The following is a 26,551-nucleotide window of genomic DNA, read 5'->3' on the forward strand; positions in this document are numbered from 1 at the left end:
CTTACTAAAGTATAAATAGTTCAAATTAGTGGATTAAAAACATGGAAATTAGCGCTCGTAATTCTCTGAAGGGTACTGTCAAAAAAGTTGTACATGGTTCAGTTAATACTGAGATAACTTTAGAACTAGCGCCAGGAGTAGAGTTAGTGTCAATCATCACAAAATCATCAGCAGAAAAGCTATCACTTGCAGAAGGTAAGCAAGCTTATGCTGTGATTAAATCATCAGATGTGATAGTTGCTGTTGATTAAAAAATAGAGTAGGCTTCCTTTGTAAGCCACTCTATTTTTTTATATAAAATTGCATTTATTTATACAATTAGATAACATAAATTGCTCGAATACTTTATAAATATAGGACAAAATCTATGTTATCAAGATTGAGGATAAAAGAGAAAAAATCTTGTTACAACCTGATATGAGTTCCTCTTATTATTTTTATTAAGACAATTTTTTTTAAGATTGCTTTATTTTGAGTTTTAGAAAAAGTTACGATTCGCCGCTCTCGATTCTCAATAATTCTAATGAACAGGCAATAATACTAAAACAGGTAAATATTTTAATGATAAATTAGGAATTGTGAAAGGAGGAAGGAAGTATATTTTCATCCTTCATCCTTCATTTTTTATTTGGTTGCTGCCTTTCGCAACCAAAGTAATAATTTAGACCAGATATGCTTCTTGATGTGTTTTAATTGTGCAATTAGAACGAGGATAAGTTACACAAAGTAGAGCGTATCCTTTAGAAACCTGATCGTCATCTAAAAAGTTTTGATCGTCTTGATTAACTTCACCTTCGACAACTTTACCAACACAGCTAGAGCAAGAGCCTGCATGACATGAAAAGGGCAACTCAATACCATTTTCTTCTGCTGCTTCTAAGATGGTGGTTTCTTCGTCAACTTCAATTGTGGTGTCGATGTCTTCTTTTTTGTTGATTAATCTAACTTGGTAGGAAGCCATTTTCAGATTCTCCTCAAACGTTATACAGTTGGTCTAATTTCCGAATTTTTTGAGCAACCTATCCTACTTTTTGCTTCCCTTCTTCTGACAGAGATGCTAAGTTTAGTTAGCTTTTTCATAGAGATAAGGGGTGCAAAGCGAACTAGAAGCTACCTCAAGAGCATTGAAACTCTGCGGAGTGCGTTTATGAGAAGTCTCTACAATTGACTTAGCACTAACGAAATGATGTTAGCTGCAAGGTACACCAGTAGGCGTACAGTCACCTGCTTTAAAAGACTTTCCACAACCGCAGGTATCAGTTGCATTAGGGTTGATGAATTTAAAACCGCTTTCCATCACTCCCTCAACAAAGTCAACGATAACTCCGTCTAATAAGGGCGCACTTTTAGCATCAACGTAAACCAGCACTTTGCCTTGCTGACTTACTAAATCATCTGGTTGGGGCTTGCTGGTGATATCGATCGCATATTCATAGCCACTGCAACCACCATCTTTTACAGAGATGCGGACACCTTTAGTTGCGCCATCAGCGTCGGGTGCGGAACCTTTAAGGAATGCCCGCAGATGAAATTCTGCTTTTTCTGATAAAATAACGGCCATTAGTTCTCCTGATTTGTAGCGATTAGTTGTTCTGATTTCAGGTGGGGTTGTCATTTGTCATTTGTCCTTTGTCCTTTGTCATTTGTTATTTACTAATGACCAATACTTCGGCTTCGCTCAGTACAAGTGACCAATGACTAATGACTATTGACTGTGGGTTCCATCGAATTGGATTGCGCGTGTCTCCAAGGCGCACTATTACCGCATACTGGACAAGAGCGATCGCGGTGAGAACGGCGTTTAGCAAATTCCATCCGATTTAAATCGATTGTCAGCAATTGCGACAATAGAGGCTGACTAAACCCAGTGATCAACTTGATAGCTTCCAGTGCTGTTAAACAAGCGAGTGTCCCAGAAACAGCGCCTAAAACTGAAAAGCCGCGCTGATCCCAATCAGGCTTTTCTGGAAACAGACAAGACAAGCAAGGAGTCACACCAGGAATAATCGTTGTCAGGTAAGCCTCCATCCCATTCATGGCGGCTTCTACCATTGGCTTACGCGATCGCACACAGGCTTCATTTAACAAATTGCGCTCTGTAAAATTGTGGGCGCAATCAAGAGCCATATCGGCAGATTGCACTAACGAATCTACATTTTCCGGGGTGATGTAATCATGAACAGCTTCCACTTGGACATCAGGATTAATCGCATCCAGAGTTTCTTTAGCTTTGAATACCCTTGGCTTACCTACCCAATCATCAGTCATGAGAACTTGACGATTCATATCATCTAGCCGCAAGTCACCACCCCGGACTAAGATTAGCCGCCCAACGCCCGCTACTGCTAAGTAAAGCGCCGCCGTACCGCCTAATCCCCCCACACCCGTAACCAAAACTGTCGCTGACTTCAGGCGCTTCTGTGCTGTTTCGCCAAAATTCGGAAGCATCATTTGGCGACGATAGCGTTCTAATTCGGTAGGCGTTAGGTTAACCAATTTATACCTCCTAATCAGAAGTGATTTCTGTCAGTGTGACTACATTTTTCGGCTTGTCGTTAAACACTTTGAACAGCTTTTGTTCGTGAGGTGTTGATTCGACAAATACCTGATAAGCTTTTTGCAAAGCCAAAGAATATTGATTTAGTCTCTCTTCTTGATTCAAGTCAGGAGAATTATCATCAATTTCCTGCATATATTGAGAAAACTTTTTCAGAATATGTAGACGATTTACATTCACAACTTCTAAGTCGTAGGACATGTTAAAGAATTGAAAAAATTCTTCTGCATCTACAAGTTTCTTGAATTCATCAATAGTTCCAGTCATTTTGCATTCTCCAATTTTTTCAGATGTTGCTTAAGTTCATCTAATTGGCGATAGATTTCATAAGTTGCGGCGGCAACATCCATAAGTTGGTTGTAATCTGTTGGCAGACCTTCAGCTAAATCATGCAGATCCATTTTCATTTGACCTGCTTTGCTGTTGAGCCGTCTGATTTGTCCTTGTAGTTCCTCAATACTCGTTTCTTCTGCTTGCACAATCAGCCACTCCACATTGGATTTTGGATTTTAGATTTTAAATTTTGGATTGGATGATATTGTTTTAATCAAATAGTGATGAGATTAATGATTAAAACTTGAATCCAAAATCCAAAATCCAAAATCTAAAATTGTTAGATTTTGCCAACTTCAGGAAAGCGTTTCGCCAAATCAAGACCTTTTTTGACGTAGTTTTCTCCCTCTTCTGCTAATTTCTCTAGGGAGTCAAAACCAAAGCGATGAGCATCTCGCAAAGTTTTCACAGTTAGCAAAAGACGACCAGAAAAAACTAGCGCCCAGCCAAATCCTTCATGGCTCAAATCAACTACAACCTGGGATATCAAACCCGTTTCTTGTTCAATTCCAGCCGCTACAGCTCGAAAAAATGCCATTATTCGGGCTTGAGTTACCGCATCAACTTCGCCTTCAACGGATATTTCCCGTTTCTTTTGTTTGGTGACAATAAAGGGTTTGAGAATCAACTCATCCGACCAAGTACGATAAACTCCATAACTATCTTGACCACGGATTTGTTTGATTAATACCTTAAGAAAAGGTGAGTTCAAGACTTCAGTTGTAGCGGTTCCGTTAACACTATTATTTGCGGTCATACTGTTGCTTCGTCTTCGATTTCATCAGCAAAGTTTGTGGTTTTTGGCTGTAAAGCTTTACGCAACCAAGGTGGAGGATTACCTTTGAGGGTTTTCACTAGCTTATTTAGCACTTCACTAATTTCTTCTTCTTCCGATCGCGCCTTCACTGGGGTGACACCTTTCTTGATTAACCGAGCGGCGGCGCTACCACCAATTGCTGTTACGTAAATAATCGTACAGTCACCTATTGCTTCAAGTTTTGGGGTGATTTTGTCTTCATTCCCATCTTCCTTGAGTTCGCCTTCAAAGGTGAGGGTTTCTACGAAGTGATATCCCTCATCGGAAATTTCGTAAACATCAATCATTTTTGCCCATCCGAAGTGAGCATTAATATGAACTCGGTCACTCGTCGTGAAGGCTATTTTCATCGTATTTCTCCTCTCTAAAGTTTTGAATTTTGAATTGGTAAGAAGGAATTCAGGAGTCAGGATTCAGAATTCAGGAAGAAGAACTAAATCTGCATATTTAGTGTTTTTCCCTACGAAAACGTTCAGGGCAAACAATCAGTGACAGATTTTACTCTTCCTGAAAAGCATTCTGAATTCTGGATTCTGACTTCTGAATTCTTGAAGAAGAATTCAAAACTCTGCGCTCACAGTTGCGAACTCTTGGAACTGCTTAACTCTCGCTTCTTCTGCCTCTAAAAATAGGTTGCCGATGCCAAATAAAAGCTCCATCGTGCCTCGATAACCAACTTTAGTAAATTGACCATTACCTAAGCGGTCATAAATGGGCAATCCTAAACGATAAAGAGGAATCGAGAGGCGTTTTGCGATCGCACCCACATTCGAGTTACCAATCAGCAAATCAGAACCGCCTGCTAGACTTTCAAAGTCTTCTAAGTCGCCGATGGTAATGCTTTTAACCGGGAGTTTTTCTAACAGAGGCGATCGCGTGGTTGTCACCACTGCATGAATTTGCGCTCCCATCGATTGCAGGAAATGCACTGTTGACCACAACAAATCAGGTTCCAGTGCGAGGGAAACTCGTTTTGCACCGAAGTAAAAGTGGGTGTCCAGCATCGCATCTTGCAACTGACGACGTTGGCGGCGGTATTTTTCGGGTACGCTGTTACCGCTCAGAATCGCCAATGCTTGGATAAATTCATCTACTGGTTCTAATCCTGTTAGTTCGCCAAACACCTCGTAAGGTGTGCCAAAGCGTTCTTCGAGAATCTTGGCAGCCCCCCGCATACTTTCACTCAATGCCAGGGTAAAAGCGGAACTACCTACTTCTCGTAGCTGTTTTAAGGTAGTCCCACTGACTGTAACCGCACTATAATTATCCTCTAAATGTCCATCTAGAGAAGCACCAAGGTCAGGTACAAAGATCGGCACTAATCCAAAGGAGGTGACTATCTCTTTGATTTCCTGTACATCCCCTGGTGTGAAAGCAGAACCCGCCAAAATCGTGACTTGTTCAGTTCTGAGTCCACCTGTGCGGGGGATTTCCTTAACTATGCTTTCTACAGCGACGGCAAAACCATCTTGCAACGCACCTTTAAAATCTGGGGTAGGTGCAAAAACGATCGCTAAATCATTCAATTCAGGATGGCGATCGCGGATTTCTTTAAGAAAACCCTCGATGTCATCGCCTCTGGTTTCAGTCAACCCAGTACTACATAAACCAATAATTTCTGGGTTAGCCTTTTCCACCAAAGTCAGAATCGCTTGCTCTACATTCTCTTCACCACCCAAGATTGTAGTGACTTCCGTCATCGCCGTGGTAGCTAAAGGAATCGCTTCCCGGAAATGCCGCACGAGGACAACTTTGGCAAAAGCAGTACAACCTTGAGAACCGTGGAATAAGGGCATCGTCCCTTTCAATCCCAAAAATGCTAAGGTTGCGCCCAAAGCTTGACTTTGCTTGAGGGGATTAACTGTCAGTGCTTTGTTAGAAGCGGTAACGATCGCCATTAAACTTCCTCCTCTTCTTCCCAAGGAGCGGGTTTGCGTATTTGTTCCCAAATCGGGCTATACAAAGCTTCGTACAGTTCCCGCGCCATCTCAATCATTCCCACATAACCTGCATAAGGATGGTGGCGTTCTTGGTTGATATCTAGGAAAGGAATCCGAGCTTTCAAAGCTGTGTATTGGTTACGTCCACCAGCAATCAGCATATCTGCTTTGGTGTCTTTAACCAGTTTTAACAATTCTTGAGCGTTGCCTTTCTCTAGCATGATGCCATCGTTGCCAATCAGCTTCTTGATTTTGGCTTTATCTTCTTCAGTACTTTTCCGAGTACTGGTAGCAACAACTTCAATGCCTAAGTCCCTAGCAGCCGAAATAATCGACCAACTCTTGACACCACCAGTATATAAAACAACTCGCTTACCTTTGAGTCGAGCGCGATAGGGAGCCAGTGCCAAATCTAAAGCAGCCGTTTCTTCTGCAATGAGCTTTTCTGTCCGCTCCTGTAGATCGGGATCGCCTAATTTCGCAGCGATATTTCGCAGACACCGATTCATATCATCGATGCCGTAGAAAGACTCTTCAATGTAAGGGATGTTGTAACGCTCCTCCATCTTTCTCGCCATATTAAGCAGCGCTCGCGAGCAGATCATGACGTTGAGCTTGGCGCGGTGGGCGTAGCGAATTTCATTGTAGCGAGCATCGCCCGTAATTTTAGACAAAATACGGATGCCTAATTTTTCTAACAGTGGTGTTACTCCCCACATTTCCCCGGCGATGTTGTATTCACCGATTAAGTTAATATCATAGGGCGTTGTATGTTCCGGTTCTGCTGTGCCGACAACATATTCTAATAAAGATTCACCGCCAAAACGGTTGCCGAGATTTTTACTGCCAATGAATCCTGGTGCAATGACGGGAACAACAGGAATACCAATTTTCTCAGCCGCCGCTTTGCAGACGGCATCCATATCATCGCCAATTAAGGCTGTAACGCAAGTGGCATAGACGAATACTGCTGCTGGTTGGTAGCGCTCGTGAAGTTCCAGAATCGCTTTGTAGAGTTTCTTTTCGCCACCGAAGATGACATCATTTTCACCCAAGTCAGTGGTAAAGCCCATTTTGTAGAGTTGCGGGCCAGACGACAGACTACCACGACTACCCCAGGAATTACCAGCACAGGCGATCGGCCCGTGGACTAAATGCGCTGCATCTGCGATCGGCACTAGAGCAATCATTGCACCATCAAAGGCACAGCCCCCTTGAGCCGCGCCAGGTTGTGCCTGTTGAGCGCATGACTTGTTTTTCTTTTCTGCTTGTTTGTGCTGATTATGCTCGCATCCTGTCTCAGTCAGCAGCTCGTTGATTTTGCCTTGGGTGCTTTTCATCTCTCTTCTCTTAATTGTTAATTGTCCTTTGTCATTTGTCATTTGTCCTTTGAATAACTAACAACTAATGACCAATGGCTAATGGCTAATGGCTAATGGTTAATGGCTAATGGCAATGAGCAATTAGCAATGAGCAATTAGCAATGACTAACAAATGTATTTCGTGACATCCTCTCCACATACATCGGTGAGGTAAGATAGAGCGCGGAAACGCAATCCTACGAATTCATCATATAAAGGATTGAGTTTACATAGTGGTGGGATATCAATACACTTTCCAAATAATTTAATTTGTCGCTCAAAGGGACAACAACAAGGAATTGTTTGGCAAATTAGATGAGCGAAGCGATTATTTTTAACCTGAATTCCATCCACTACAACACGCAACGGATTCAGAAGATTGTTGAACCACCCTCTTTTTTTCTGGTTAGGTGGATGGTAATTAGGATGAGGATGAGTGTGAGTATGTTCGTGAGTGTGATTGATGGTTTCCATTTATCAATTCCTTGGGTAAATGCTATCAAGAAAAAGGGAAGTTGGGGATGGGGGATTGGGCATCGGGCATTGGGTTTGGATTCCCTATTCCCTATTCCCTGTTCCCTGTTCCCCTTCTTCACCCTTTAATTAACACGTTGTGTTTCTACGCAATTTCTAACGAATCAAGTCGTAGGAAATATCTGTCTTAGAAGGAATGTTGGTGTTGCGATCGATTTCTTCAAACAGAGTGTTTACAGTCCAGTTGAGGAGGTTGATTACACCTTGATAACCAATGGTGGAGTAGCGGTGTAAGTGGTGGCGATCCATGATGGGGTAGCCGATTCTCACGAGGGGAATCTTGGTGTCGCGCCACAGGTACTTACCGTAGGTGTTACCAACTAAGAAGTCTACGGGTTCTGTGAACAACAGCGATCGCATGTGCCACAAATCCTTACCAGGCCAAACAGTTGCATGTTGACCGAAGGGGCTAGAAGCAAGCAGTTCTTTCATTTCTGCTTCAAATACTTCGTTGCTGTTGTGAACCAAGATATGCACAGGTTCAGCACCCATTTCTAGCATAAAGCCAACTACGCTATATACTAAATCTGGTTCGCCGTAGATAGCGAAGCGCTTGCCGTGAATCCATGAGTGAGAGTCAGTCATGGCATCAACTGCTTGACCGCGTTCAATTTCCAATTGTTCGGGAATGGGAATACCGCTCAATTCGCTGAGTTTCATCAAGAACTCATCAGTACCTTTAATGCCCCAAGGACGGGAAACTGAGGTTGGTTGATGCCATTCTTTTTCGATGTACTCGCGGGTTTTGGGGGTAGAGTGTGCTTGCAGAGCGATCGTAGCTTTCGCATTGATTGAATCTGCTGCATCTTCTAACTTTGTACCACCTGGGTACATATCGAATTCACCTGTGTTTGGTGAATCCAAGTAGTCGCTGTTGTCGGCTAGAATTGTGTAGTCAAAGCCGAACAGCGAAGCAATCCGCTTGATTTCGCGGTTGTTGCCTACGTAGGTGTCAAAACCTGGGATGAAGTTGATTTTACCATTGCTGGTTTCTTTCTTATGACCTGCGGTCAAGTTAGAAAGAATTCCCTTCATCATGTTGTCGTAACCAGTGATGTGGGAACCAACAAAGCTTGGGGTGTGAGCGTAAGGTACTGGGAAATCTTGAGGAACTGAACCAGCTTGTTTAGCGTTGTTGATGAAGGCTTGTAAGTCATCACCAATTACTTCTGCCATACAGGTGGTGCAGACAGCGATCATCTTGGGCTTGTAGAGCTGGTAAGAGTTCGCCAAGCCGTCGATCATGTTTTGCAGACCACCAAACACGGCTGCATCTTCAGTCATTGAAGAAGATACACCAGAGAATGGCTCTTTGTAGTGACGGGTTAAGTGGGTGCGAAAATAAGCAACGCAACCTTGAGAACCTTGAACGAAAGGTAGAGTACCTTCAAAACCAACAGCAGCAAAGATTGCTCCTAATGGTTGACAACCTTTAGCAGGGTTAACGGTTAAAGCTTCACGAGCGAAGTTCTTTTCACGATAATCCCAACCCTTTGTCCACTCTGCAACCCGTTGTACTTCTTCGGCTTCGTGACCGTTTTCAAACTGCTTTTTGTTTTCAAATAGCTGTTGGTACTCAGGCTGGTGGAATAACTCGACGTGATCTTGAATTTTTTCTGGATTCTGAGGCATTTCTGGATCTCCAAGCTTACTGAATTCTTTACTAATCGAGGTGGAAGTGGGAGAGAGGCGATTAATCTCGTCTCTACAAGGGAGTGAGAATGTGATTCAAAATTCAAAATGCAAAAATCAAAAGAAATTTTAATTTTTCAATTTTGAATTTTGGATTCCCAACTCCCCCCTGGGGTTTTAAGCCCCAGGTTATCCTTACTTATCGCTCTCTCCCATTTCCCTAGACGGCAGCCTTAGCCTTAGCTTCAGCCTTCTTAGCCTGAGCTTTTTCATTCCAAGGAGCGCCAATTAATGACCAGGTTGGGCTGTTGAGTGCCAAGTCCATATCGCGAGCGAAGATGGCGAAGCCGTCATAACCGTGATAAGGGCCGGAGTAATCCTTTTTGTGGTTTAATTCTTTTTTACTATCTAATGTTTGCAATAAACAGTGTCAGCGATAAACATTGTTTTCTGAGAACACATTTATTTTTAGCCTAAATATAGGCTAAAAACACAGCGATGCATAATCAGGTTCAGGACTCACGCATCATCTAAATGTTGTCCTGAGCCAAGGCGATTAAACAATCGCCTGTTTTTTTGCTCATCTCTGCAAGTACAGCAGCAAAAAGAACACATGAGAACGAAAGTACTATTGGAATTAGAGAAAATTAATCTGCGTTTGAAGTCTGCAAAGGCAAAGGTGACAATTAGAGAATCAAATGGAAGTCTGCAATTACGGGCGACGTTACCAATTAAACCAGGAGACAAAGACAGCAACGGTACTGGGAGAAAGCAATACAATCTCAGCTTGAATATTCCTGCTAACTTAGATGGACTCAAGACGGCTGAGGAAGAAGCTTATGAGTTAGGGAAGTTAATCGCTCGGAAAAGTTTTGAATGGAATGATAAATATTTAGGAAATGAAGCAATTAAAAAAGATTTTAAAACTATAGGAGAATTACTGGAAAAATTTGAAGAGGAGTATTTTAAAACTCACAAACGTACAACTAAAAGCGAACATACTTTTTTTTATTACTTTTCCCGCACCAAGAGATTTACCAATCCTCAAGATTTGGCAACTGCTGAAAATCTGATCGGTTCAATTGAACAAATCGATAAAGAATGGGCTAAATATAATGCCGCCAGAGCGATCGCAGCATTTTGTGTGACATTCAATATCGAAATTGATTTATCTAAATACTCCAAAATGCCTGAGAATAATTCCCGCACTATCCCTACAGATGCGGAAATAGCTAATGGAATTATCATGTTTGAAGATTATCAACATAACAGAGGTAATCAAGTTAATCAAAATGTTCAAGATAGTTGGCAACTTTGGCGATGGACTTATGGAATGTTAGCAGTTTTTGGTTTACGTCCACGAGAACTTTTTATCAATCCCGATATTGATTGGTGGTTGAGTCAAGAAAATACAGATTTTACATGGAAAGTACATAAAGATTGTAAGACTGGGGAAAGAGAAGCATTACCTTTACATAGACGATGGATTGAGGAATTTGATTTGAGAAATCCAAAATATTTAGAGATGTTAAGGAGTGCGATCGCTAAAAAAGATAACACTAATCATGCTGAGATAACGGCATTAACACAGCGAGTTAGTTGGTGGTTTCGCAAGATAGGATTGGATTTTAAACCTTATGATTTACGTCACGCTTGGGCAATTCGGGCGCATATTTTGGGAATACCAATCAAGGCGGCGGCGGATAACTTGGGGCATAGTGTGCAAGTTCATACCCAAACTTATCAGCGTTGGTTTTCGTTAGATATGCGAAAGTTGGCGATTAATCAGGCGTTGAGTAAGAGAAATGAAGTTGAGTTGATTAGGGAGGAGAATGCTAAGTTGAAGATGGAAAATGATAATTTGAGATTAGAGGTTGAGAAGTTGAGGATGGAAATGGTTTATAAACAAAGTTAAATTCCTGATAAATCATACCAATTTTAGATAATTTGCTATGATTTATAGGGAGGAATCATCCAAATAAATCAATTGGTGTTTTTTAGTAATTACGCAGGAGAAATATAAATACAGTTAATATGGCTAAAAAGATATGTCCGCTTTTTAAACAAGGAGTATAACTTATGCAAATTATCATTGATATCCCCGATGATATAGCCAATCAATTACAAGTGCAACCCACTAACATTTCCCGGAGAGTTTTGGAACTTATCGCAGCTGATAATTATCGCCAAGGTCGCATTGGAGCCGCCGAAGTTCACCGAATGCTGAATTTATCTTCTCGATGGGAAACTTATGAATTCCTCAAACGTGAACAAGCTTATTTATCCTACACTGAAGAAGACTTAGAAGAAGATGTTCAAGCGATTCGTAACCTACTAGTTACTGAATGATTATTGTCTCCAATACTTCTCCAATCAACTACCTAATTTTGATTGGGCAAATTAACCTCCTACCAGAACTATTTCAGCAAATTATCATTCCTCAAGCAGTTTACACTGAGCTATCTGATAAACTTGCTCCACTACCTGTCCAAGCTTGGATTGCAGCACCACCCAGCTGGTTAAAAATTCAAACCGTTAGCCAAAGTACCGATGTAATGGCAAATTTGCTCGATCCCGGTGAATCTGAGGCTATCCTCCTAGCCCAGGAACTAAATGCAGATTTACTTATATTAGACGACATGAAAGCAAGACGCATTGCCAAAGATAGAGGCTTAGTTATCACAGGTATCCTGGGAATTTTGGATCAGGCAACAACGATGAAGCTGATCAATTTACCTGTTACTATCCAAAGTCTTAAGAACACATCTTTTTGGGCATCTGATAGTTTATTTCAAAAGTTGTTAGATAAGCATTCTTAAATGGTAATCAACCACGGGGCGATCGCACAGTGTAAGTATTAGCATTACAGATGCGACAATAGCACGCAATCAGTTCAAACGTGATTTACAAAAAGATTATCAAGTCGTTGAAATCACAGAAAGTATTTAGTTCTGTTAATTATATAAATGGGTATTTGCCATCTGATCTGAAATAGTACAAAATAACTACTAATATCACTGCTAAATTTAACAAATTTTAGTTAAATGAAAAAGCGAAAACCTATTAAAACTTCCCACGAAGATATTGTCAGCTATTGGGCAAGGCACGAAGACGAGAGTGGTCTTGCTATTGATTGGTCAGATGCTTCTAAGCGGTGTTGGCGTTGTGGATATCAGTCACGCCTACAGCGATGTCACATAGTTCCTCATTCCCTTGGAGGTTCGGAAGCTCCATCTAATCTCGTCTTACTGTGTCATCGTTGTCACCGAGAAGCTCCTAATGTTCGTGACCCACATTTTATGTGGATATGGCTTCGTGCAACTTGTGTACCCTTCTATGACTCATATTGGTCAATTCGTGGCTCCTTTGAGTTTGAGCAAATGTTTGGACGGCGACCATTTATAGGTATTGGACTAGATGACTCACAAGTAGACGAAGCAAAGGAGTTACTTTGGAAAAAGATGCAAAATGCAACTATTCACTTTGGTGAAGGTCAAATAAACCCTGCAACTATCGCTTGTATATTTGCAAAAGTAGAGGAAACACTAACCGGAAAACCTCCGAAATTAAAGCGTCCTGAATGGGGACAGCAATATACTCGTGAGGTAATAGGATTGAGGATGATCCCATCAAATATTTTAGACGATCAAACAACCTAATAAGAAAGTAGCGTTAGTTTTTATTTTTCTTAGGGAACAATTCTAATTGAACCTAAACTAGAAATCGGGAACAGTCCTGAAATCAAAAGTTTACTTTGATAAGTACCTTGAGGTGATCGGTAAGCGCGATCGCACCCTCCCAAAGCATACATCATCACAAAGCTGATTTACTCAAAAACAACGCCGCGATAAATTTCTGCCATCGATAATGCGATCGCAACTGAATCTAAAGAAATAGATACCTCTAAGCTGCTAAAATCACTGAGCAACCAACCTTCAGCTTGTTTACTGTAGCGTTCCACAAAAGGTTCATCTTGCTCGACTAATAAATATTCGCTAAAACTCGGAATCGATCGGTACATCCGAAATTTACTTTGGCGATCGTAATCTGCGGTGGAAGGAGATAGAACTTCAACAATCAAAATAGGATTCAAAACTTCATCTAAACGTTCAGCATTTAGTTGCGGTTCGCCGTCAAAAATCATTACGTCTGGGTATACTCCGCGTCGATGTTCGGGAATCCACAGCCGTAAATCGCTGTTAATTGGCTCAAATTGAGTATCGCGCAGCACTGTACTAAAATAGGTCAGAATGTTCCGACCAATGCGGCTGTGTTTAAGAGTTCCTCCAGGTATGGGTACAATTTCTCCATTTCGATATTCGCTGCGTCCTTCGGCTTTTTCTTCAATTGCACGATATTCATCCAAACTGTAGCGGCGCTTGATGGTAGAAATCATAGGTCTTAGCCGATTACATTAGCTGTAGAGCAATAAACCTATTTTGTCACAAATTTAGTTGTGAGGGAATATCACTACGTATCTATCAACTATTTTGAACCATCCAAACTAAAAATCCGAGAATTTGTTCTACAGGTGGCAAAGGATAATCCATCAAGTCGATAGTGACAATATTATCCTTCAACTTCAGGAATCGCCATTGTGTACCACTGCTAATAGAACCATAGATTACGGCAACTGGACGATTTTTAGCGGCGTTGAATCTTTGTGCAGCAACCATTTCTGCAATACATTGTCCAAACCCTGTTCTTAAATCAGCTTTTTTTGCTTCCAAAATTATAATTGCAGGTGCTTCAATTTCTAGTACTTCCGGCGAACGACTTAAAAGAAAATCACACATTCCATTAAGTCCAACTGTCTCATCAACTGTAAAATCTTCTCCAGAGAATAAGCTAATTTGGCGATTTAATATCCGTCTAACTTCTAATAATACTGGGTAAATAATTCCTTCGGAACGCGCTTTTTCACTCGCTGAAGAAGCAACGGGCAGACTTTCTTCAAGATATGCCGTCAGTGTTGCAGATGCTTCAATTGGTTCAGTGGTAGGAATAAATCGCCCACCTTCTTGTGTTTTTAACCCGAAAGCTTCTTTAACTTTACTAATAGTTGTAAACTGACTATAAGGCATATTTATTATAAATCATAATTATAGCTTTTGGGCTAGCTTACCGGAGCCATCATATAATAAAACAATGGATAAGCTAAATTTGTATCGTGAACTAATTCAGAAATTATTGACGGCGCGGGCAAACTTGTGTTCTGGGAGCGATCCAATAGAAAGTCAAACCATTTTTGATACTACAAAAGACCACTATCAGCTTGTGCATGTGGGATGGAAGGATAGTAGTACCCGGATTTACGGCTGTGTGCTGCATGTAGATATTAAAGATGGAAAAATTTGGGTGCAGCCTGATGGAACAGAGGATGCACTCGCAGATCAACTTGTGAGCGAGGGAGTACCTAAGCAAGATATTGTGATCGCATATCATGCGCCTCATGTACGGCAGTATACAGAGTTTGCTGTAGGCTAAACCTATTTAAAAAGCCTGTTTGCGAGTAGTGATCGCAAACAGGCTTGACTTTTTCTATACCTCTAATTAAGCTTGTTCCCAAAGCCCACGAACATAATCAGGTAGCCAGCTAGCAATTTCCTGAATTCTTTCTTCGGAAAGTTCGTCTTTGGTGGCAGAAAATACTGCTTTAACCGCTTGCTCTCTGTCCACTGTTCCCGGCTTCCCACCTTCGTTAGCAACTCGGAACAGGAAGCGATCGGAATCGATCTTAAAGATACCAGGGCCTTGCCAGGGTGGACGAACCCGGCTCAAAAATCTCACAAGTGGATTGCTATCTCTCCAAAGATCGGACACTTCAAACTGGAGTGCTTTTTCATCAGTAGGTACAGCCTCTGTATGCAGTTCTGCCTCGACGCGATCGCTAGCTTCTGTGGTCATTAAGTCACGCATCACGCGAAATACAACTTCGGTAAAGTCTCTTGCGTCATAGGGATCTGCAAATCCGGCTCTGACCTGGACTTTTTCTAGGAACGAGCGATGTTCGTCGGCGATCGCAGTTCGAGTATCTTCAATCTCTGTTGGGTCAACTTCTGGAATATCTGTTCTAAAACTTTGATCTGGCATTGTTTTTTCTTCTGGTTATTAATTTTGAGTCTTTATGCTTACCTTATGTAAGGTCGCACAAATCAAAAACTCTTAGTATCATCCAGAAGTTTGAGATACCATCTATTCAAAAGTTAGAAATTCATCTGTGAGCAGATGTAAAGTCATGGTTGAGGGTAAGTAATTTACCTTCATTCAGGAGAGCAATACTTGTGATGTTTGTGCCCGTCTGTGTCGAAAACCAGTCAAAATAAATAAATTGGTATAAAATCAGCCTAAACAAAGATGCTAGAAACAACAAACATCGAAATTAACACTGCAAAAGTCAAAGTACCTAACAATGACTTAGAAATCGATGCTTACTTAGCTCAACCAGGACAAAACGGAACCTTTGGCGCGGTTATAGTTTTTCCAGAAATTTTTGGAATCAATCGTAATATTCGAGATATTACGGAACTAATCGCTAAACAAGGATACGTGGCAATAGCTCCGGCGATGTATCAACGTATTGCTCCCGGTTTTGAGGCTGATTTTAGCGCTGAAGATGTTGGGTTTAGTCCAGAAGCATATCGGCTTGGATTGGAATATTATCAACAAGTGAAGTATCAAGATATCTTAAGTGATATTCAAGCTACCATTACTTATCTCAAAACTTTACCCAATGTCAAAGATGATGCTATAGGTGTCATTGGTTTCTGTTTTGGCGGTCATGTTGCTTACATCGCTGCAACTTTCCCTGACATCAAAGCCACAGCTTTATTTTATGGTGGCGGAATTACCACTTCTAGTTATGGCGAAGAGACTCCAACTATTAATCGCACCCCGGAAATAAAAGGTACTATTTATGCATTTTATGGCACAAGAGATAGATTAGTTTCCCAGGAAGAAACCGAGCAAATTGAGGCAGAATTAAAGAAACATCAAATCAATCATCGTGTATTTCGATACGATGCAGGACACGGATTCTTTGCCGGATTCTTCAAAGATAAGTACCCATTTATGGAACAACACCCAAGTTACAATCCCGAAGCTGCTCCTGATGCTTGGCAACATGTTTTAGAACTGTTTCAAAATCACTTGTGAAATCTAATAATTCAAGAATCAAAAGTCAGAATCTAGAATGATTCTTAAATTAAGGATGCTATAGTTTCTTAATTATTAAGCTAGGTTATCAAAATCTTTTGAATTTTGTTTGATTTCTGGATTTTGAATTATTACTGTAAAACTCAATAATATAGATTGTGGTGTCTTGTCGCCTGCAATACGCCACAATTTTATAAATGTTTACTAAAAAACAAAATTTGGTGTTGCTGAATCGAGGTATGAATTTGGATGTAGAGACGTTGCAATTGCTAGTCTCTACAAGGATTTTGAAATAACGCAAAATTATTTTTCATACCGCAATCAGCAACGCCGAAAATTTTGAGTAATAACGCATATACTGCGATCGCACTCTTGTTCAATAAGTACGATCCTATTGCTTTTAAGCTTTTGAATTTTTCAGCAGCAATTGACAACCGCATAAAAACGGGTTTGGATTTTCTATGCGATCGTCTGCAAGCACTTCAATAGTCAGCTTACTGTTGTAAATCAATTCGTCATAATCCATCAATGCATCCCACTTGATTTTGCCGGTCGGGAAGCCTAGCTGTGAAGCTGCATCAGCTATTAACTCTTGCCATTTCTGAATCTCTGGATCTTGTGATTTGCAGTAATCGAGAATAGCAATCAAAGCACCAGGCTTAGTAACTCGCAGGATCTCTGCAAGGGCGCGGACTGGATCGCTAACGACACAGAGGGTAAATCCCGATGCTGCTGCATCAAAACTATTATCAGGAAAATCAAGATTGCAGACATCCGATACTTTGAAGGTGATGTCTGCGGATACGCGTTTTTTACGTGCTTCATCCATCATCTTTTCAGAGAGATCGACACCGACAACACGTACATCTTCAGGATAGGCTGGAAGATTAAGACCAGTTCCTACCGCAGCATCCAATACGGTTTGTCCTGGTTTGAGCTGCAAGGAAGCAATTAAGGGTTCGCGCTCGATGTGCCAGTAACGCTTCATAATTGCGTCATAATCCACCGATCCCCGATCGTAGGTTTCAATCACTTGATGTATTTGCATAGATTTTTTAACAAACAGAACTACTGACTTTAGCTATCTGTTCAACTGTATAAGCTGTTCGCGTCCAAAACTTGTATATTCTCTAACCAATAAAAAAACTTCATTGTATACTCTCTTACCAACAAAATAACTTTATAATAGACATATTCTCCGATATCCTTTGACCGAACAATATCTATAGCAGCGAAGTTACAAGAGCGGTTGATGTATTATCAAAAATCGTGATTGCACCAATAGCACTGTTGCGATAATGCAGAGTGATTCCCCCTAAACAGCAAATCATTGCTCAAGCTTAGTCAATTAGCAAAGGTATTGTTATTTACAGCACTTTACAAGTCAAAGAAGTACATCCCTTCCCAACTTGAAATCTGCTGTCTAATCCAAAACTGTCTACATCTTCCTATTCCCCCAAGCCTCAGCCATAATTCATAGTTCAACCATTCGTAAGCCGCAGAGGAATCTGAATGATAAACTCGGTTCCTTTTCCAGGAGTTGAGAAACACTCCAGTTTCCCATTATGTGTTTCTGTGATGATTTGGTAGCTGATAGACATACCCATTCCGGTTCCTTTGCCGATGGGTTTAGTAGTGAAAAAGGGATCGAATATGCGTTGCTGAAATTCTTTAGAAATACCGACTCCGTTATCAGCGATCGCTACTTCTAACCAAGTTGAATTAACTACCGATGTGCGAATCTTAATTTGACTGGGATTTTCCTTAATTTCCTGATATGTAAGCTTAGTATTATTTTCTTCTAACGCATCAATGGCATTTACTAAAATATTCATAAATACCTGATTGAGTTGTCCGGCATAGCATTCTATTAGGGGTACAGTGCCATAGTCTTTAATCACCTCAATTTCAGGTTGTTCTGGTTTACCTTTGAGGCGGTGCTGCAAAATCATCAAGGTGCTGTCGATGCCTTCATGAATATCGACGCGTTTAAATTCCGCTTCATCAATGCGCGAGAAGTTTCGCAGCGACAGTACAATTTGGCGGATGCGATCGGTTCCTACTTTCATAGAAGACAACATTTTTGGTAAGTCTGACTGCAAAAACTCCAGATCGATGTCTTCAGCAACCGATTGAATTTCAGCCGCAGGGTTAGGATCGTACTGCTGATACAACTGCACAAACGCTAATAAATTCTGGGTATACTCCTGTACATGAACGAGGTTGCCATGAATAAAGTTGACTGGATTATTTATTTCGTGTGCAACTCCAGCAACTAGTTGTCCGAGACTAGACATTTTTTCGCTTTGGATAACTTGAGATTGAGTCCGTTGCAATTCCCCTAATGCATTTTTGAGTTCAATTGTGCGTTCTTCTACCCGATCTTCTAGTTTTTCTTTGCTTTTCTCTAAGGCAGTAAAGGATTCATACAATTGCCCTGCCATCTGGTTGAAGGAGTTAGACAGGGTATTAAGTTCTTGAATGGGGCTAGTTTTTAATGTCTGATTGAAATTACCAGATGCCATTGCTTTACTTGCCCAATTCAGGCGCAGAATCGGGCGTACAATCCAATGAGAGGTGAAGATGCCCATCACTGAAGCAAAAACTAATGCACCAAAACACAGCGCGATCGTGGTACGTGTGTTGGCGTTAATTTGTGCCATGAATGCGTTTTTTGGCACACTCACTACCATCAGCCAATTCAAACCATATTTGTCACGCCAAGGTAAAACATGGACAAAATGTTGTTTTCCTTCGATCTCAAGATGAAAATCTGTATCTTGGTTAATAGTTCCAAACCCAGAGGTTTGGAAGTGTCTGCCAACGTTCTGGATGATTGGGTCAGAACTGTCGATCGCGTGCAATCGGTGGATATGTTGATTAACTACGACAAAAGGCTTCTCTGTACCGGAACTGGCAATTAATGTGCCATCCCGCTCCAAAAGAAATACCTCCCCAGACTGACTAATATTCAAACTGCGTAAAAAATCGCTGAGTTTTAGTAGATGAATGTCTATTGCAATCATTCCTAATAAGCGATTTTGCGAATCATAGATAGGACGACTGGCAGAGGCGGCAATATAGGGGCCAGTGGGATAATTTCCAGTTACAATCTTTGCCCAAATAGGTTTAGCTGCGGCGATGGGTTGGGTATACCAAGATTCATTGAAATTGTTCCAACTCCATCGAGCATTGACCTGAGTTCGATTACCTTGATTATCGGTAGCGTAGGTGTAGACATTATTTGGAGGCTTGGCAGTCCAATCATCAATTGTAATAGTTTTGCCATCATAACGAGCAGCTCCTAGCCCCTCACCCGTTGTTAGTCCAAGACCAATATAAGTCAGATCATAAGCCTGCATCTGATCCCAGAAATACTTGCCGAGGGTTTGGCGATGCCTACGGCTGGCTTTGCCTACGCCCACATCCAACAGTCCCCTGTGAATAGCATCTGCGTTGATCTGATTAAGGGTTTGCGGAATGGAAAGATAAGACTTCAAGTGTTCATCCACTACATCGCTGGTGCGATCTATCAACTGTCCGGCTAAGTCATTAACTGCTCTTTGTCCATTTTTAAAAGACAAATAACCTACTAAGCTGACTGCTGCAAAAATTTGGATAAGAAAGGGAACAATAAGAACAATCTGTAATGGGAACGCCTGAGCTTTGCTGAAATAGGGAGTTTTCATTGCTGGAAGCTGAAAATTGTGCTGATTTGCTTCTATAGTTCCCAAGATGTTCGCATACTCACCTTTGTTTAAATTTTTTTGTCAAGTCAAAAGCGTCTATAGAGTGGAATGTTACTTTCTCAAGCAAAAATTGCTGCCCAGATTCCCAACTTCTACCCTCCGGGTGTTTGTAAGAAGTCAGGGATCTAAATCCAGCGATTTAGTAAGTAACATTTAGATTTAGGGTGCGTTGCGGGGGTTTCTTCTCCTGTATTCGCCTTGTTTCCTCACAGGGAAATCAGGTATTACCCACCCAACTGGCTGACTACCGATTGTCGCTGGCGTGACACAAAAAAATCAGAGTTTGAGATGTTCTAAATATTAGTAATAGCATCAGCACAAAATTTAGTTTGTTAATGTAGTTCCATGAATTCAATTTTTAAATTTGGAGTAATTTATGCAGCAATTTCAAGTAACTTCAGATAGTTTAAATATACGTTCAGCACCGATTGTTGATGAAGCTAATCAATTAGCATCTCTTCCAAAAGGATATATTGTATCTAAAATTCAAAATTTGGATAATGAAAAGTGGTGGAAGGTTGCAACTATTATTGAAGGAAAAATTTTAGAAGGTTTTGTAGCTCAAAAATTCCTGAGTCCAGTCACAAAACTTTCAATCAAGACTGTGATTAAAATTGGTGAAATTCCCATTCTCCAGGCAAATGGAGAATCTGCATTTTTCTATGAAGCAGGTATGAGCATTAATGCTGATGGTGCGCCTAATGCTTATCACCCCGCAGACAAAGGGATTGATTTTTTGGCAAATGCTGGGTATTCAGATAACTGGTGGGCACTAGCTGTAGATAAAAACGGCAATCCATTTATTCAAAGTAGTACCGATCCATATCCTGGATACTATATTTCTACAACTGCATTATGCGACTCTGGATTTGTTAAACAAGATCCACGTTGCTATGTTGATTCAACAAAAATTCCGTATATTGTTCTTCCCGGAAATGGTGATTTTAGAAAGGCTACAGGCGTTAAATTAGGAGATTTTGCAGTTGTTTACAACACTAATAATGAAAAACTCGCTTTTGCAATTTATGCTGATGTTGGGCCTAAAAACCAGATTGGAGAAGGTTCAATAGCTTTGTCTCAGACTTTGGGAAACGATCCATTAGTACAATCAAGAGTCAGGCGAGGAATTCCCAAGGATATCGTTTATATTGTTTTTCCGGGTTCTGGAAATGGACAGCCAAGAACAATTTCAGAAATAGAAGCTGAAACTAAACGGTTTTTTGAAATATGGGGTGGTGTAGAACGGATAAAGTCTCTATAAAAGTGTAGCTGATGGAAAATATTAGGTGCGATCGCAGCAAAAAATCAAAGCTACTTTCTTAAAAAAGACTTGGGGCTTAAGCCCCAAGTTTAAAACGGAGAAACTGATTGATCGCATTTACAATGATTTGGCACTGCTGGCGATCGCGAGTAGGTGCTGATAGAAAAATTGATTGGGCTGATATCAATTGTAGTTGGACTAAATACCACGGAATTCGAGTTGGTAAGGGTACTTGAATCACTTCAACTTGCTGAATTTCAGTTAGTTTTTTTTCTGTAGTAAATGTGCCAAATAATTGATATCGTTTTTTTAACGTTATCAGTCCTGAGATTTTGTCAAAATCACACAATACTTGCATTGGTATTGTTAGGGACTGCAAAATGACTCCAATTCCAGGCAAAAAGAACACGACTCCACTAAAAAATCCTTCCCAGCGATCGTCCTGTTGAATTTTGAGCGCAGGTTGTTGAGGGTTGTGGATAAAAGCGTTGATTTCGTTTGCAATTTGGCTGTGCTTTTCCCTTACAATTACTCTGTGGCTAACTAGCTCTACTTTCTGAATTTTGGAAATATTCAGTACAACTCCAGTCCCCGAAGCTGTCATGACATAGGCTCCTGTTAGTTGCCCAGGAATAAAGGTTGTCTCTGTTCCTAGTAAGCCGGCAATTGTTCGTTGACAAGTCATTTGGTTAGGCTTAGTTCGTTGACATTCCAATGTAGTTAGGTTGCTCGTCACAATCGCTATACCAAATCCAATCGCCACAAAAGGGAGGCCAAACAATACTCCCCAGAGCCATTGTTGATCGTTCGTTTGAAACTTTAATTTAGTCGATGTTTGCTCAATAATATTCATCTGATCATAAATCGAGTTAGTACCCGTTCTAACTCACCCGGTTGAAAATCTCCCTTTGCAGGTTGGCGATTTTGGTACGCTGCTTCTAGATAAAGGTATTTACAATAAACATTTGTCAATTGGGTATGGGGTTTAATTGCCCAGTCAAAAACACAGGCTCCCGTTAAAACGGCAAGGGAAAAATCTGTATTTTGCACCTCGGAATGACTAAAATCAGCATCGGTTAAGTTCGCTTTCTTGAAAGATGTTCCGGGATTGCTTTGGATAGATTGAATCAGCCATTTGAAAATCCGAAAGGTGACGATCGCAAAAATGACCATTAGCAGTAAGAGGAAAAATCCCTGTCCACTGCTTCCATCACTGAAGCCAGAGGTGCTAACAATGGCAAGCCCAACGGTAAAACTGACCATTACTGCAAACAGTATAGTAATCGCTCCAATGCCTAAGAAAGCCGTGACTTGTGGAAAGTTAGAGGTAATACTATCTTGGATAAATATCTCGAATATTAAAGCTAATAGCGGCATAGCACCGAAAAAGAAGTTAAATATCTTATCGGAGCGATCGCTAAATAAAATAGTTGAGACTTGGACTGCGATCGTACTGAAGCCGATTAAAAGAACTGGACAAACTATGGTAGCAGCAACCAAAATATTTACTTGGCGATAGCTCTGTCCCGTTTTGATATTCTGAAAGTTCGCCCCAATTAAAGTTGCTCCTGTAAAATTGCACCCTCGTAAGTCTGAGCCACTAAAATCTGCGCCAGCCAAGTCTTGCCCTTTGAAAGAGCAATTTTGCAAATTCTGGTTGGTGTAGTTCAGGTTAGCCATAAATGGTTACAGTGCGATCGCAAAGCATAATGCTTAAATAGAACTGTGTATCAGGTTATAAGCGATATACCGAAATTTAAACTAATTTTTAGTTGTAAATTTTGCTACAAGTTATATTTTGCATTTATGCAAACATCAACTACTTTGAACCGTTTAAAATAAAATTCCCTAAAAGTTATTTTACAGGTGAGGTAAGATAATCCATTAAGCAGATAATGTGATCCCGTTAAGAGCAGTTGAGCGTCAGTAGTTTCATGTATAGTACTCCTATAAAAAACGAATAGTCGAGAGGAAATGAGCGCTAGAAATATTGTCAATCAGTTTTTCTTGAAGCTAAGATAAACAAAATCTGCTAATTTTCTAAAGTTATGGAAGCTTTTTTTGCATCTGCTGTTGGTAATATTCTGCTGGGTGTGCTAGGCAATGTTTTAACAGAAATTCTCTTTCATGTAACAGGGAAAGGTTACAAACTACTGAAAGGCAAGGAATCTTTGCAGCCATCTCTGAACAAGGCTCTTACTCCAATAATTCAGAAAGCCATAGCAAAAGTAGCTAGATATAGTCAATATAGTGATAATACTCAAATTAAAAGGTTGCAAGTTTTTCTTGCCTCTCCTGAAGTAGAGTCTATTGTCAGACAGATTTATGCAAGTAAATTGATTTCTAGTCAAAGTAGTAGCATAGATGCTATACGCGAAGAATTTGTTACTCTTTTCAGTTTGAACCTCAATACCCCTCAGAAACCTATTAAGCTTCGGCAAGCCTCTGCCGAAAAAACTAATTTTAAGCAATCCAGTCTCTTTGATCTCACTGTTGATGAATCTCAGGAATCTTTGGAAATTGCTGCTCAGGAAATTTTTGATTCAATATTAAAAGGCTGTGAGCAAGCTCTACAGCTTGCCATCAATAAAGGAACGCTGTCAGATCATGAAGCAAATTCTAATATCCGTTATCAAATGCTTCATGATGAACTTGCAGCTATACAAAAAAATCTTAATTTATTAACAGGAAAACATATTAATATCCAAGAAATTCTTGATTTTGAACTCAAGTATCGCCAGCAAATTACTAGCCGACATGGGTACATCACTCCACCTAATTTCGATACGGCTAGAAAATTACCTATTGATAAACTTTACGTTTGCCCTAATTTCATCAGCATACCTCGTTACAAAGATGAAAATCTAACAAGTCTTAAAATAGAAGAATTTTGCTCGTCTATATATCGAGTTGTGCTATTGGGAAACCCTGGGGGTGGAAAATCTACTTTTACTGATAAATTTTGCAATGATTTAGCAACTCGGTATGAAGCTAGATTGTTAGCTGGAAGACAAGTCACTCCAATTCATGTAATTCTTAGAGATTATGGAGCTGCTAAGAAAAAGCATAATTATTCAATTCTTGAGTTTATTCAAACAACGGCAGTTTCAAAATATCAACTTACCACTCCACCGCAAGGAGCATTTGAGTATCTATTACTAAATGGTCGTCTTATGGTCATTTTTGATAGATTGGATGAGTTACTTGATACAAGCTATCGACAAACAATAAGCGGTGATGTAGAGTCATTTTGCTCACTTTACCCTTCAGTACCTGTTCTAGTCACTTCAAGAGAAGTGGGATACAAGGAGGCACCGCTAGATGAAGAAAAATTTGCAACTTTTATTCTAGCTTCTTTTGATGATAATCAAATCAAAGATTATGTAAGTAATTGGTTGTTAGCTACAGAATCAGAATTAGAAAAAGAACAGCATACTAAAAAAGTTGAAGCTTTTATGGATGAGAGTAAAGTTGTACCAGATCTCCGCTCTAATCCACTAATGCTTGCGTTACTGTGCAATATTTATCGAGGAGAAGGTTACATTCCTAGGAATCGACCAGATGTTTATGAGAAATGTGCTGTAATGCTTTTTGAGCGTTGGGACAGAAGTAGAGGTATTCAAGTTTCTCTTCCTTTTGAATCACGTATTATCTTTGCAATGATGTACTTAGCTCACTGGATATATACAAATGAGACTTTGCAAGGAGGAGTGACAGAGCAAGAACTTATATCTAAGGCGACAGAGTATCTTTGCCAGCGTCAATTTGAAGATATTGATGAAGCGGAAAAAGCTGCGGTCGAGTTCATTGAATTTTGCCGTGGACGAGCTTGGGTCTTTACTGACACTGGAACAATGAAAGAAGGTGAGAGACTATATCAGTTTACTCATAGAACTTTTTTAGAATACTTCACTGCTAGTCATCTTGTGCGTGTAAGCCGTAGCCCAGAAAATTTGCAGGAATCACTGTTGGCAAAAATTTCTAGAAGAGAGTGGGATGTTGTAGGACAGCTAGCCTTTAGAATTCAAGATAAACAAACGGAAGGCTCAGGTGATGAGCTATTAACTGCGCTCATAAGAAAAGCTCATGAAGCACATGAAAGTGAAAGATGGAACTTATTATCTTTTGCAGCGAGATGTTTAAAGTTTATGGTTCCTAGTCCTGGAGTAAGGCGAGCAATTGTCACAGAGTGTACTGAATTTTGTATAAAGTTAGGGCTTGGATATTTAAATGGTGGGAAAGAATTTAAAACAAAATTAAAGAGTTTTGATGTTGACCAACCTATAAGAAAATTGTTATATGAGCTTTTAAATTCTACTACCGAAAATCGCTCAATTATAGCAGATGCATTCCAAAGTGAAATTATTAAATTTATTACTGAATCTAATGGAGAACAATCTTTTATAGCATATGAAATCGGTTGTCATTTGCACCTTGCTGTTTACTTTCATCCTGAGAAAGCAAAAATTTTCCAGCAAGAAGATTTAAATTTTTGGCAGAATGTTTCAACTTCAATATTTAATGCCTGTCTCAAGCCAATAAAAAGTATGTCTTCACAATATTATCGAGTTGGCATTCACTGTCTATTCCGAAAAGAAGTTACTATTATTGAACTTGTTAATTGGTATGGAGTTAGCTCAATTTTTAAACAAACTAAATACGTTGTTTATCCAAGGGTTAGCACATCACCTGTTGCAGAAAATATATTAATTAACTCACTTTTTCCTTTGAAAGAGCAAGATAAATATATTCATATATCTTATTTAGACATACTGGGTAAAATTTTTATTTCTTATCCATTACCACTAATCAGTGAAAGCCTTCCTGAACTCAATTTTAATATTTTAGATAGAATTGAGGATTATCATTTAAATAAGTTTCAAGCGGGTTCTCATAGCTCAGATGAAATTAAACTACCTCCTAGCGCTGTTTTTGCTGCATTTGTTATAGTTGCAATTTTTTTGGAAACAATGTTAGTAGAACAGATAAAAGAGGAGCGTAAAAAATTTATTGATAGAGTTAGACGTGAGCAATTTCCTGTTTGAAAAATTTTTAGAAGTACTTTTCTATCCAGATATTTACCTGTCAAGGATAATAAGATAAGAGCAGAGCTTGACGAGTCTAAACTTACACCTGAGCATAAAGATTTTATTTGGCGTTGGGTAAGACGAGAAATAAACCTTGTCGTTGAAAACGACCAGTCGAACAAACC

The 26,551-nt window shown here is 40.1% G+C and carries 26 protein-coding genes and 2 pseudogenes; 9 read left to right on the plus strand and 19 right to left on the minus strand.

Going from position 1 to position 26,551, the window contains the following annotated elements; translation table 11 throughout:
• Positions 1-41: 41 nt before the first annotated feature.
• Entirely contained in the window at positions 42-251 is a 210-nt protein-coding gene (locus RMX98_RS25065) for a molybdopterin-binding protein (RefSeq protein WP_322667910.1), read from the plus strand.
• A gap of 410 nt (positions 252-661) precedes the next feature.
• Here RMX98_RS25065 and RMX98_RS25070 read toward each other — a convergent pair whose 3' ends face one another.
• The 12 genes and pseudogenes from RMX98_RS25070 to RMX98_RS25125 form a co-directional block, all read right to left on the minus strand.
• Positions 662-961 carry a 2Fe-2S iron-sulfur cluster-binding protein gene (locus RMX98_RS25070; RefSeq protein WP_069069799.1) on the minus strand — a complete coding sequence of 100 codons (300 nt, stop codon included), beginning with the start codon at positions 959-961 and terminating at the stop codon, positions 662-664.
• A 228-nt stretch (positions 962-1,189) separates the two neighbouring features.
• Positions 1,190-1,561 (minus strand): iron-sulfur cluster assembly accessory protein, encoded by a 372-nt coding sequence (locus RMX98_RS25075; protein ID WP_322681497.1) that lies wholly within the window; start codon positions 1,559-1,561, stop codon positions 1,190-1,192.
• A gap of 137 nt (positions 1,562-1,698) precedes the next feature.
• Positions 1,699-2,496, minus strand: coding sequence for a HesA/MoeB/ThiF family protein (locus tag RMX98_RS25080; protein ID WP_322681420.1), 798 nt, complete (start codon positions 2,494-2,496; stop codon positions 1,699-1,701).
• 10 nt (positions 2,497-2,506) lie between these two features.
• The gene (gene nifW, locus RMX98_RS25085) at positions 2,507-2,824 is read right to left on the minus strand and encodes a nitrogenase-stabilizing/protective protein NifW (protein ID WP_229484040.1); all 318 of its coding nucleotides are present in this window, start codon (positions 2,822-2,824) and stop codon (positions 2,507-2,509) included.
• Positions 2,821-3,036: a CCE_0567 family metalloprotein gene (locus RMX98_RS25090; RefSeq protein WP_322681496.1), complete on the minus strand. Its 216-nt coding sequence runs from the start codon at positions 3,034-3,036 to the stop codon at positions 2,821-2,823. The genes nifW and RMX98_RS25090 overlap by 4 nt, the downstream gene beginning before the upstream one ends.
• 134 nt (positions 3,037-3,170) lie before the next feature.
• A complete protein-coding gene (locus RMX98_RS25095; protein ID WP_100900532.1) occupies positions 3,171-3,647 on the minus strand; it encodes a NifX-associated nitrogen fixation protein in 477 nt (158 codons plus the stop codon).
• Positions 3,644-4,057 (minus strand): nitrogen fixation protein NifX, encoded by a 414-nt coding sequence (gene nifX / locus RMX98_RS25100; RefSeq protein WP_322681419.1) that lies wholly within the window; start codon positions 4,055-4,057, stop codon positions 3,644-3,646. The genes RMX98_RS25095 and nifX overlap by 4 nt, the downstream gene beginning before the upstream one ends.
• A gap of 210 nt (positions 4,058-4,267) precedes the next feature.
• Positions 4,268-5,605 (minus strand): nitrogenase iron-molybdenum cofactor biosynthesis protein NifN, encoded by a 1,338-nt coding sequence (gene nifN, locus RMX98_RS25105; protein ID WP_322681418.1) that lies wholly within the window; start codon positions 5,603-5,605, stop codon positions 4,268-4,270.
• A complete protein-coding gene (gene nifE, locus RMX98_RS25110; RefSeq protein WP_322681495.1) occupies positions 5,605-6,987 on the minus strand; it encodes a nitrogenase iron-molybdenum cofactor biosynthesis protein NifE in 1,383 nt (460 codons plus the stop codon). The genes nifN and nifE overlap by 1 nt, the downstream gene beginning before the upstream one ends.
• Before the next feature lie 147 nt (positions 6,988-7,134).
• Entirely contained in the window at positions 7,135-7,482 is a 348-nt protein-coding gene (locus RMX98_RS25115; RefSeq protein ID WP_322681417.1) for a Mo-dependent nitrogenase C-terminal domain-containing protein, read from the minus strand.
• A gap of 156 nt (positions 7,483-7,638) precedes the next feature.
• Positions 7,639-9,174, minus strand: coding sequence for a nitrogenase molybdenum-iron protein subunit beta (gene nifK / locus RMX98_RS25120; protein WP_322681416.1), 1,536 nt, complete (start codon positions 9,172-9,174; stop codon positions 7,639-7,641).
• 220 nt (positions 9,175-9,394) lie between these two features.
• Positions 9,395-9,562 (minus strand): annotated as a pseudogene (locus RMX98_RS25125) (nitrogenase molybdenum-iron protein alpha chain); the annotation flags it as partial.
• 183 nt (positions 9,563-9,745) lie between these two features.
• Here RMX98_RS25125 and RMX98_RS25130 point away from each other — a divergent pair.
• The 4 genes and pseudogenes from RMX98_RS25130 to RMX98_RS25145 form a co-directional block, all read left to right on the plus strand.
• Positions 9,746-11,089, plus strand: a pseudogene (locus RMX98_RS25130) (site-specific integrase); the annotation flags it as partial.
• Between the two features lie 164 nt (positions 11,090-11,253).
• A complete protein-coding gene (locus RMX98_RS25135; protein ID WP_322681415.1) occupies positions 11,254-11,523 on the plus strand; it encodes a UPF0175 family protein in 270 nt (89 codons plus the stop codon).
• On the plus strand, positions 11,520-11,993 hold the full coding sequence (locus RMX98_RS25140; RefSeq protein WP_322681414.1) for a DUF3368 domain-containing protein: 474 nt from the start codon (positions 11,520-11,522) through the stop codon (positions 11,991-11,993). Before RMX98_RS25135 ends, RMX98_RS25140 begins: the two co-directional genes overlap by 4 nt.
• Before the next feature lie 225 nt (positions 11,994-12,218).
• Complete coding sequence (locus tag RMX98_RS25145) at positions 12,219-12,833, plus strand: HNH endonuclease (RefSeq protein WP_322681413.1); 615 nt, start codon at positions 12,219-12,221, stop codon at positions 12,831-12,833.
• 167 nt (positions 12,834-13,000) lie between these two features.
• Here RMX98_RS25145 and RMX98_RS25150 read toward each other — a convergent pair whose 3' ends face one another.
• Positions 13,001-13,570, minus strand: coding sequence for a Uma2 family endonuclease (locus RMX98_RS25150; RefSeq protein WP_322681412.1), 570 nt, complete (start codon positions 13,568-13,570; stop codon positions 13,001-13,003).
• Positions 13,571-13,655: 85 nt separating this feature from the next.
• Positions 13,656-14,258 carry a hypothetical protein gene (locus tag RMX98_RS25155; RefSeq protein ID WP_322681411.1) on the minus strand — a complete coding sequence of 201 codons (603 nt, stop codon included), beginning with the start codon at positions 14,256-14,258 and terminating at the stop codon, positions 13,656-13,658.
• A 64-nt stretch (positions 14,259-14,322) separates the two neighbouring features.
• On the opposite strand from RMX98_RS25155, the gene RMX98_RS25160 reads away from it, so the two are divergent.
• The gene (locus tag RMX98_RS25160) at positions 14,323-14,661 is read left to right on the plus strand and encodes a XisI protein (protein WP_322681410.1); all 339 of its coding nucleotides are present in this window, start codon (positions 14,323-14,325) and stop codon (positions 14,659-14,661) included.
• A 66-nt stretch (positions 14,662-14,727) separates the two neighbouring features.
• Here RMX98_RS25160 and RMX98_RS25165 read toward each other — a convergent pair whose 3' ends face one another.
• Complete coding sequence (locus RMX98_RS25165) at positions 14,728-15,267, minus strand: DUF2267 domain-containing protein (protein ID WP_322681409.1); 540 nt, start codon at positions 15,265-15,267, stop codon at positions 14,728-14,730.
• Between the two features lie 264 nt (positions 15,268-15,531).
• On the opposite strand from RMX98_RS25165, the gene RMX98_RS25170 reads away from it, so the two are divergent.
• A complete protein-coding gene (locus RMX98_RS25170) occupies positions 15,532-16,329 on the plus strand; it encodes a dienelactone hydrolase family protein (RefSeq protein WP_322681408.1) in 798 nt (265 codons plus the stop codon).
• Positions 16,330-16,729: 400 nt separating this feature from the next.
• On the opposite strand, the gene RMX98_RS25175 is transcribed toward RMX98_RS25170, so the two are convergent.
• Entirely contained in the window at positions 16,730-17,377 is a 648-nt protein-coding gene (locus tag RMX98_RS25175) for a class I SAM-dependent methyltransferase (RefSeq protein WP_322681407.1), read from the minus strand.
• Positions 17,378-17,810: 433 nt separating this feature from the next.
• Positions 17,811-20,018 carry an ATP-binding protein gene (locus RMX98_RS25180; RefSeq protein WP_322681406.1) on the minus strand — a complete coding sequence of 736 codons (2,208 nt, stop codon included), beginning with the start codon at positions 20,016-20,018 and terminating at the stop codon, positions 17,811-17,813.
• Between the two features lie 436 nt (positions 20,019-20,454).
• Here RMX98_RS25180 and RMX98_RS25185 point away from each other — a divergent pair, with 436 nt between their 5' ends.
• The gene (locus RMX98_RS25185; protein ID WP_322681405.1) at positions 20,455-21,339 is read left to right on the plus strand and encodes a glycoside hydrolase family 75 protein; all 885 of its coding nucleotides are present in this window, start codon (positions 20,455-20,457) and stop codon (positions 21,337-21,339) included.
• Positions 21,340-21,415: 76 nt separating this feature from the next.
• Here the strand turns inward: RMX98_RS25185 and RMX98_RS25190 are convergent, their stop codons facing one another.
• Entirely contained in the window at positions 21,416-22,192 is a 777-nt protein-coding gene (locus RMX98_RS25190; protein WP_322681404.1) for a hypothetical protein, read from the minus strand.
• The gene (locus RMX98_RS25195; protein WP_322681403.1) at positions 22,189-23,019 is read right to left on the minus strand and encodes a pentapeptide repeat-containing protein; all 831 of its coding nucleotides are present in this window, start codon (positions 23,017-23,019) and stop codon (positions 22,189-22,191) included. Before RMX98_RS25195 ends, RMX98_RS25190 begins: the two co-directional genes overlap by 4 nt.
• Before the next feature lie 368 nt (positions 23,020-23,387).
• Between RMX98_RS25195 and RMX98_RS25200 the strand changes: the two genes are divergently transcribed.
• Complete coding sequence (locus tag RMX98_RS25200) at positions 23,388-26,384, plus strand: NACHT domain-containing protein (RefSeq protein WP_322681402.1); 2,997 nt, start codon at positions 23,388-23,390, stop codon at positions 26,382-26,384.
• Positions 26,385-26,551 lie beyond the last annotated feature (167 nt).

Origin of the sequence: Nostoc sp. DedQUE02, from assembly GCF_034531035.1 — a bacterium.
GTDB lineage: Bacteria > Cyanobacteriota > Cyanobacteriia > Cyanobacteriales > Nostocaceae > Nostoc.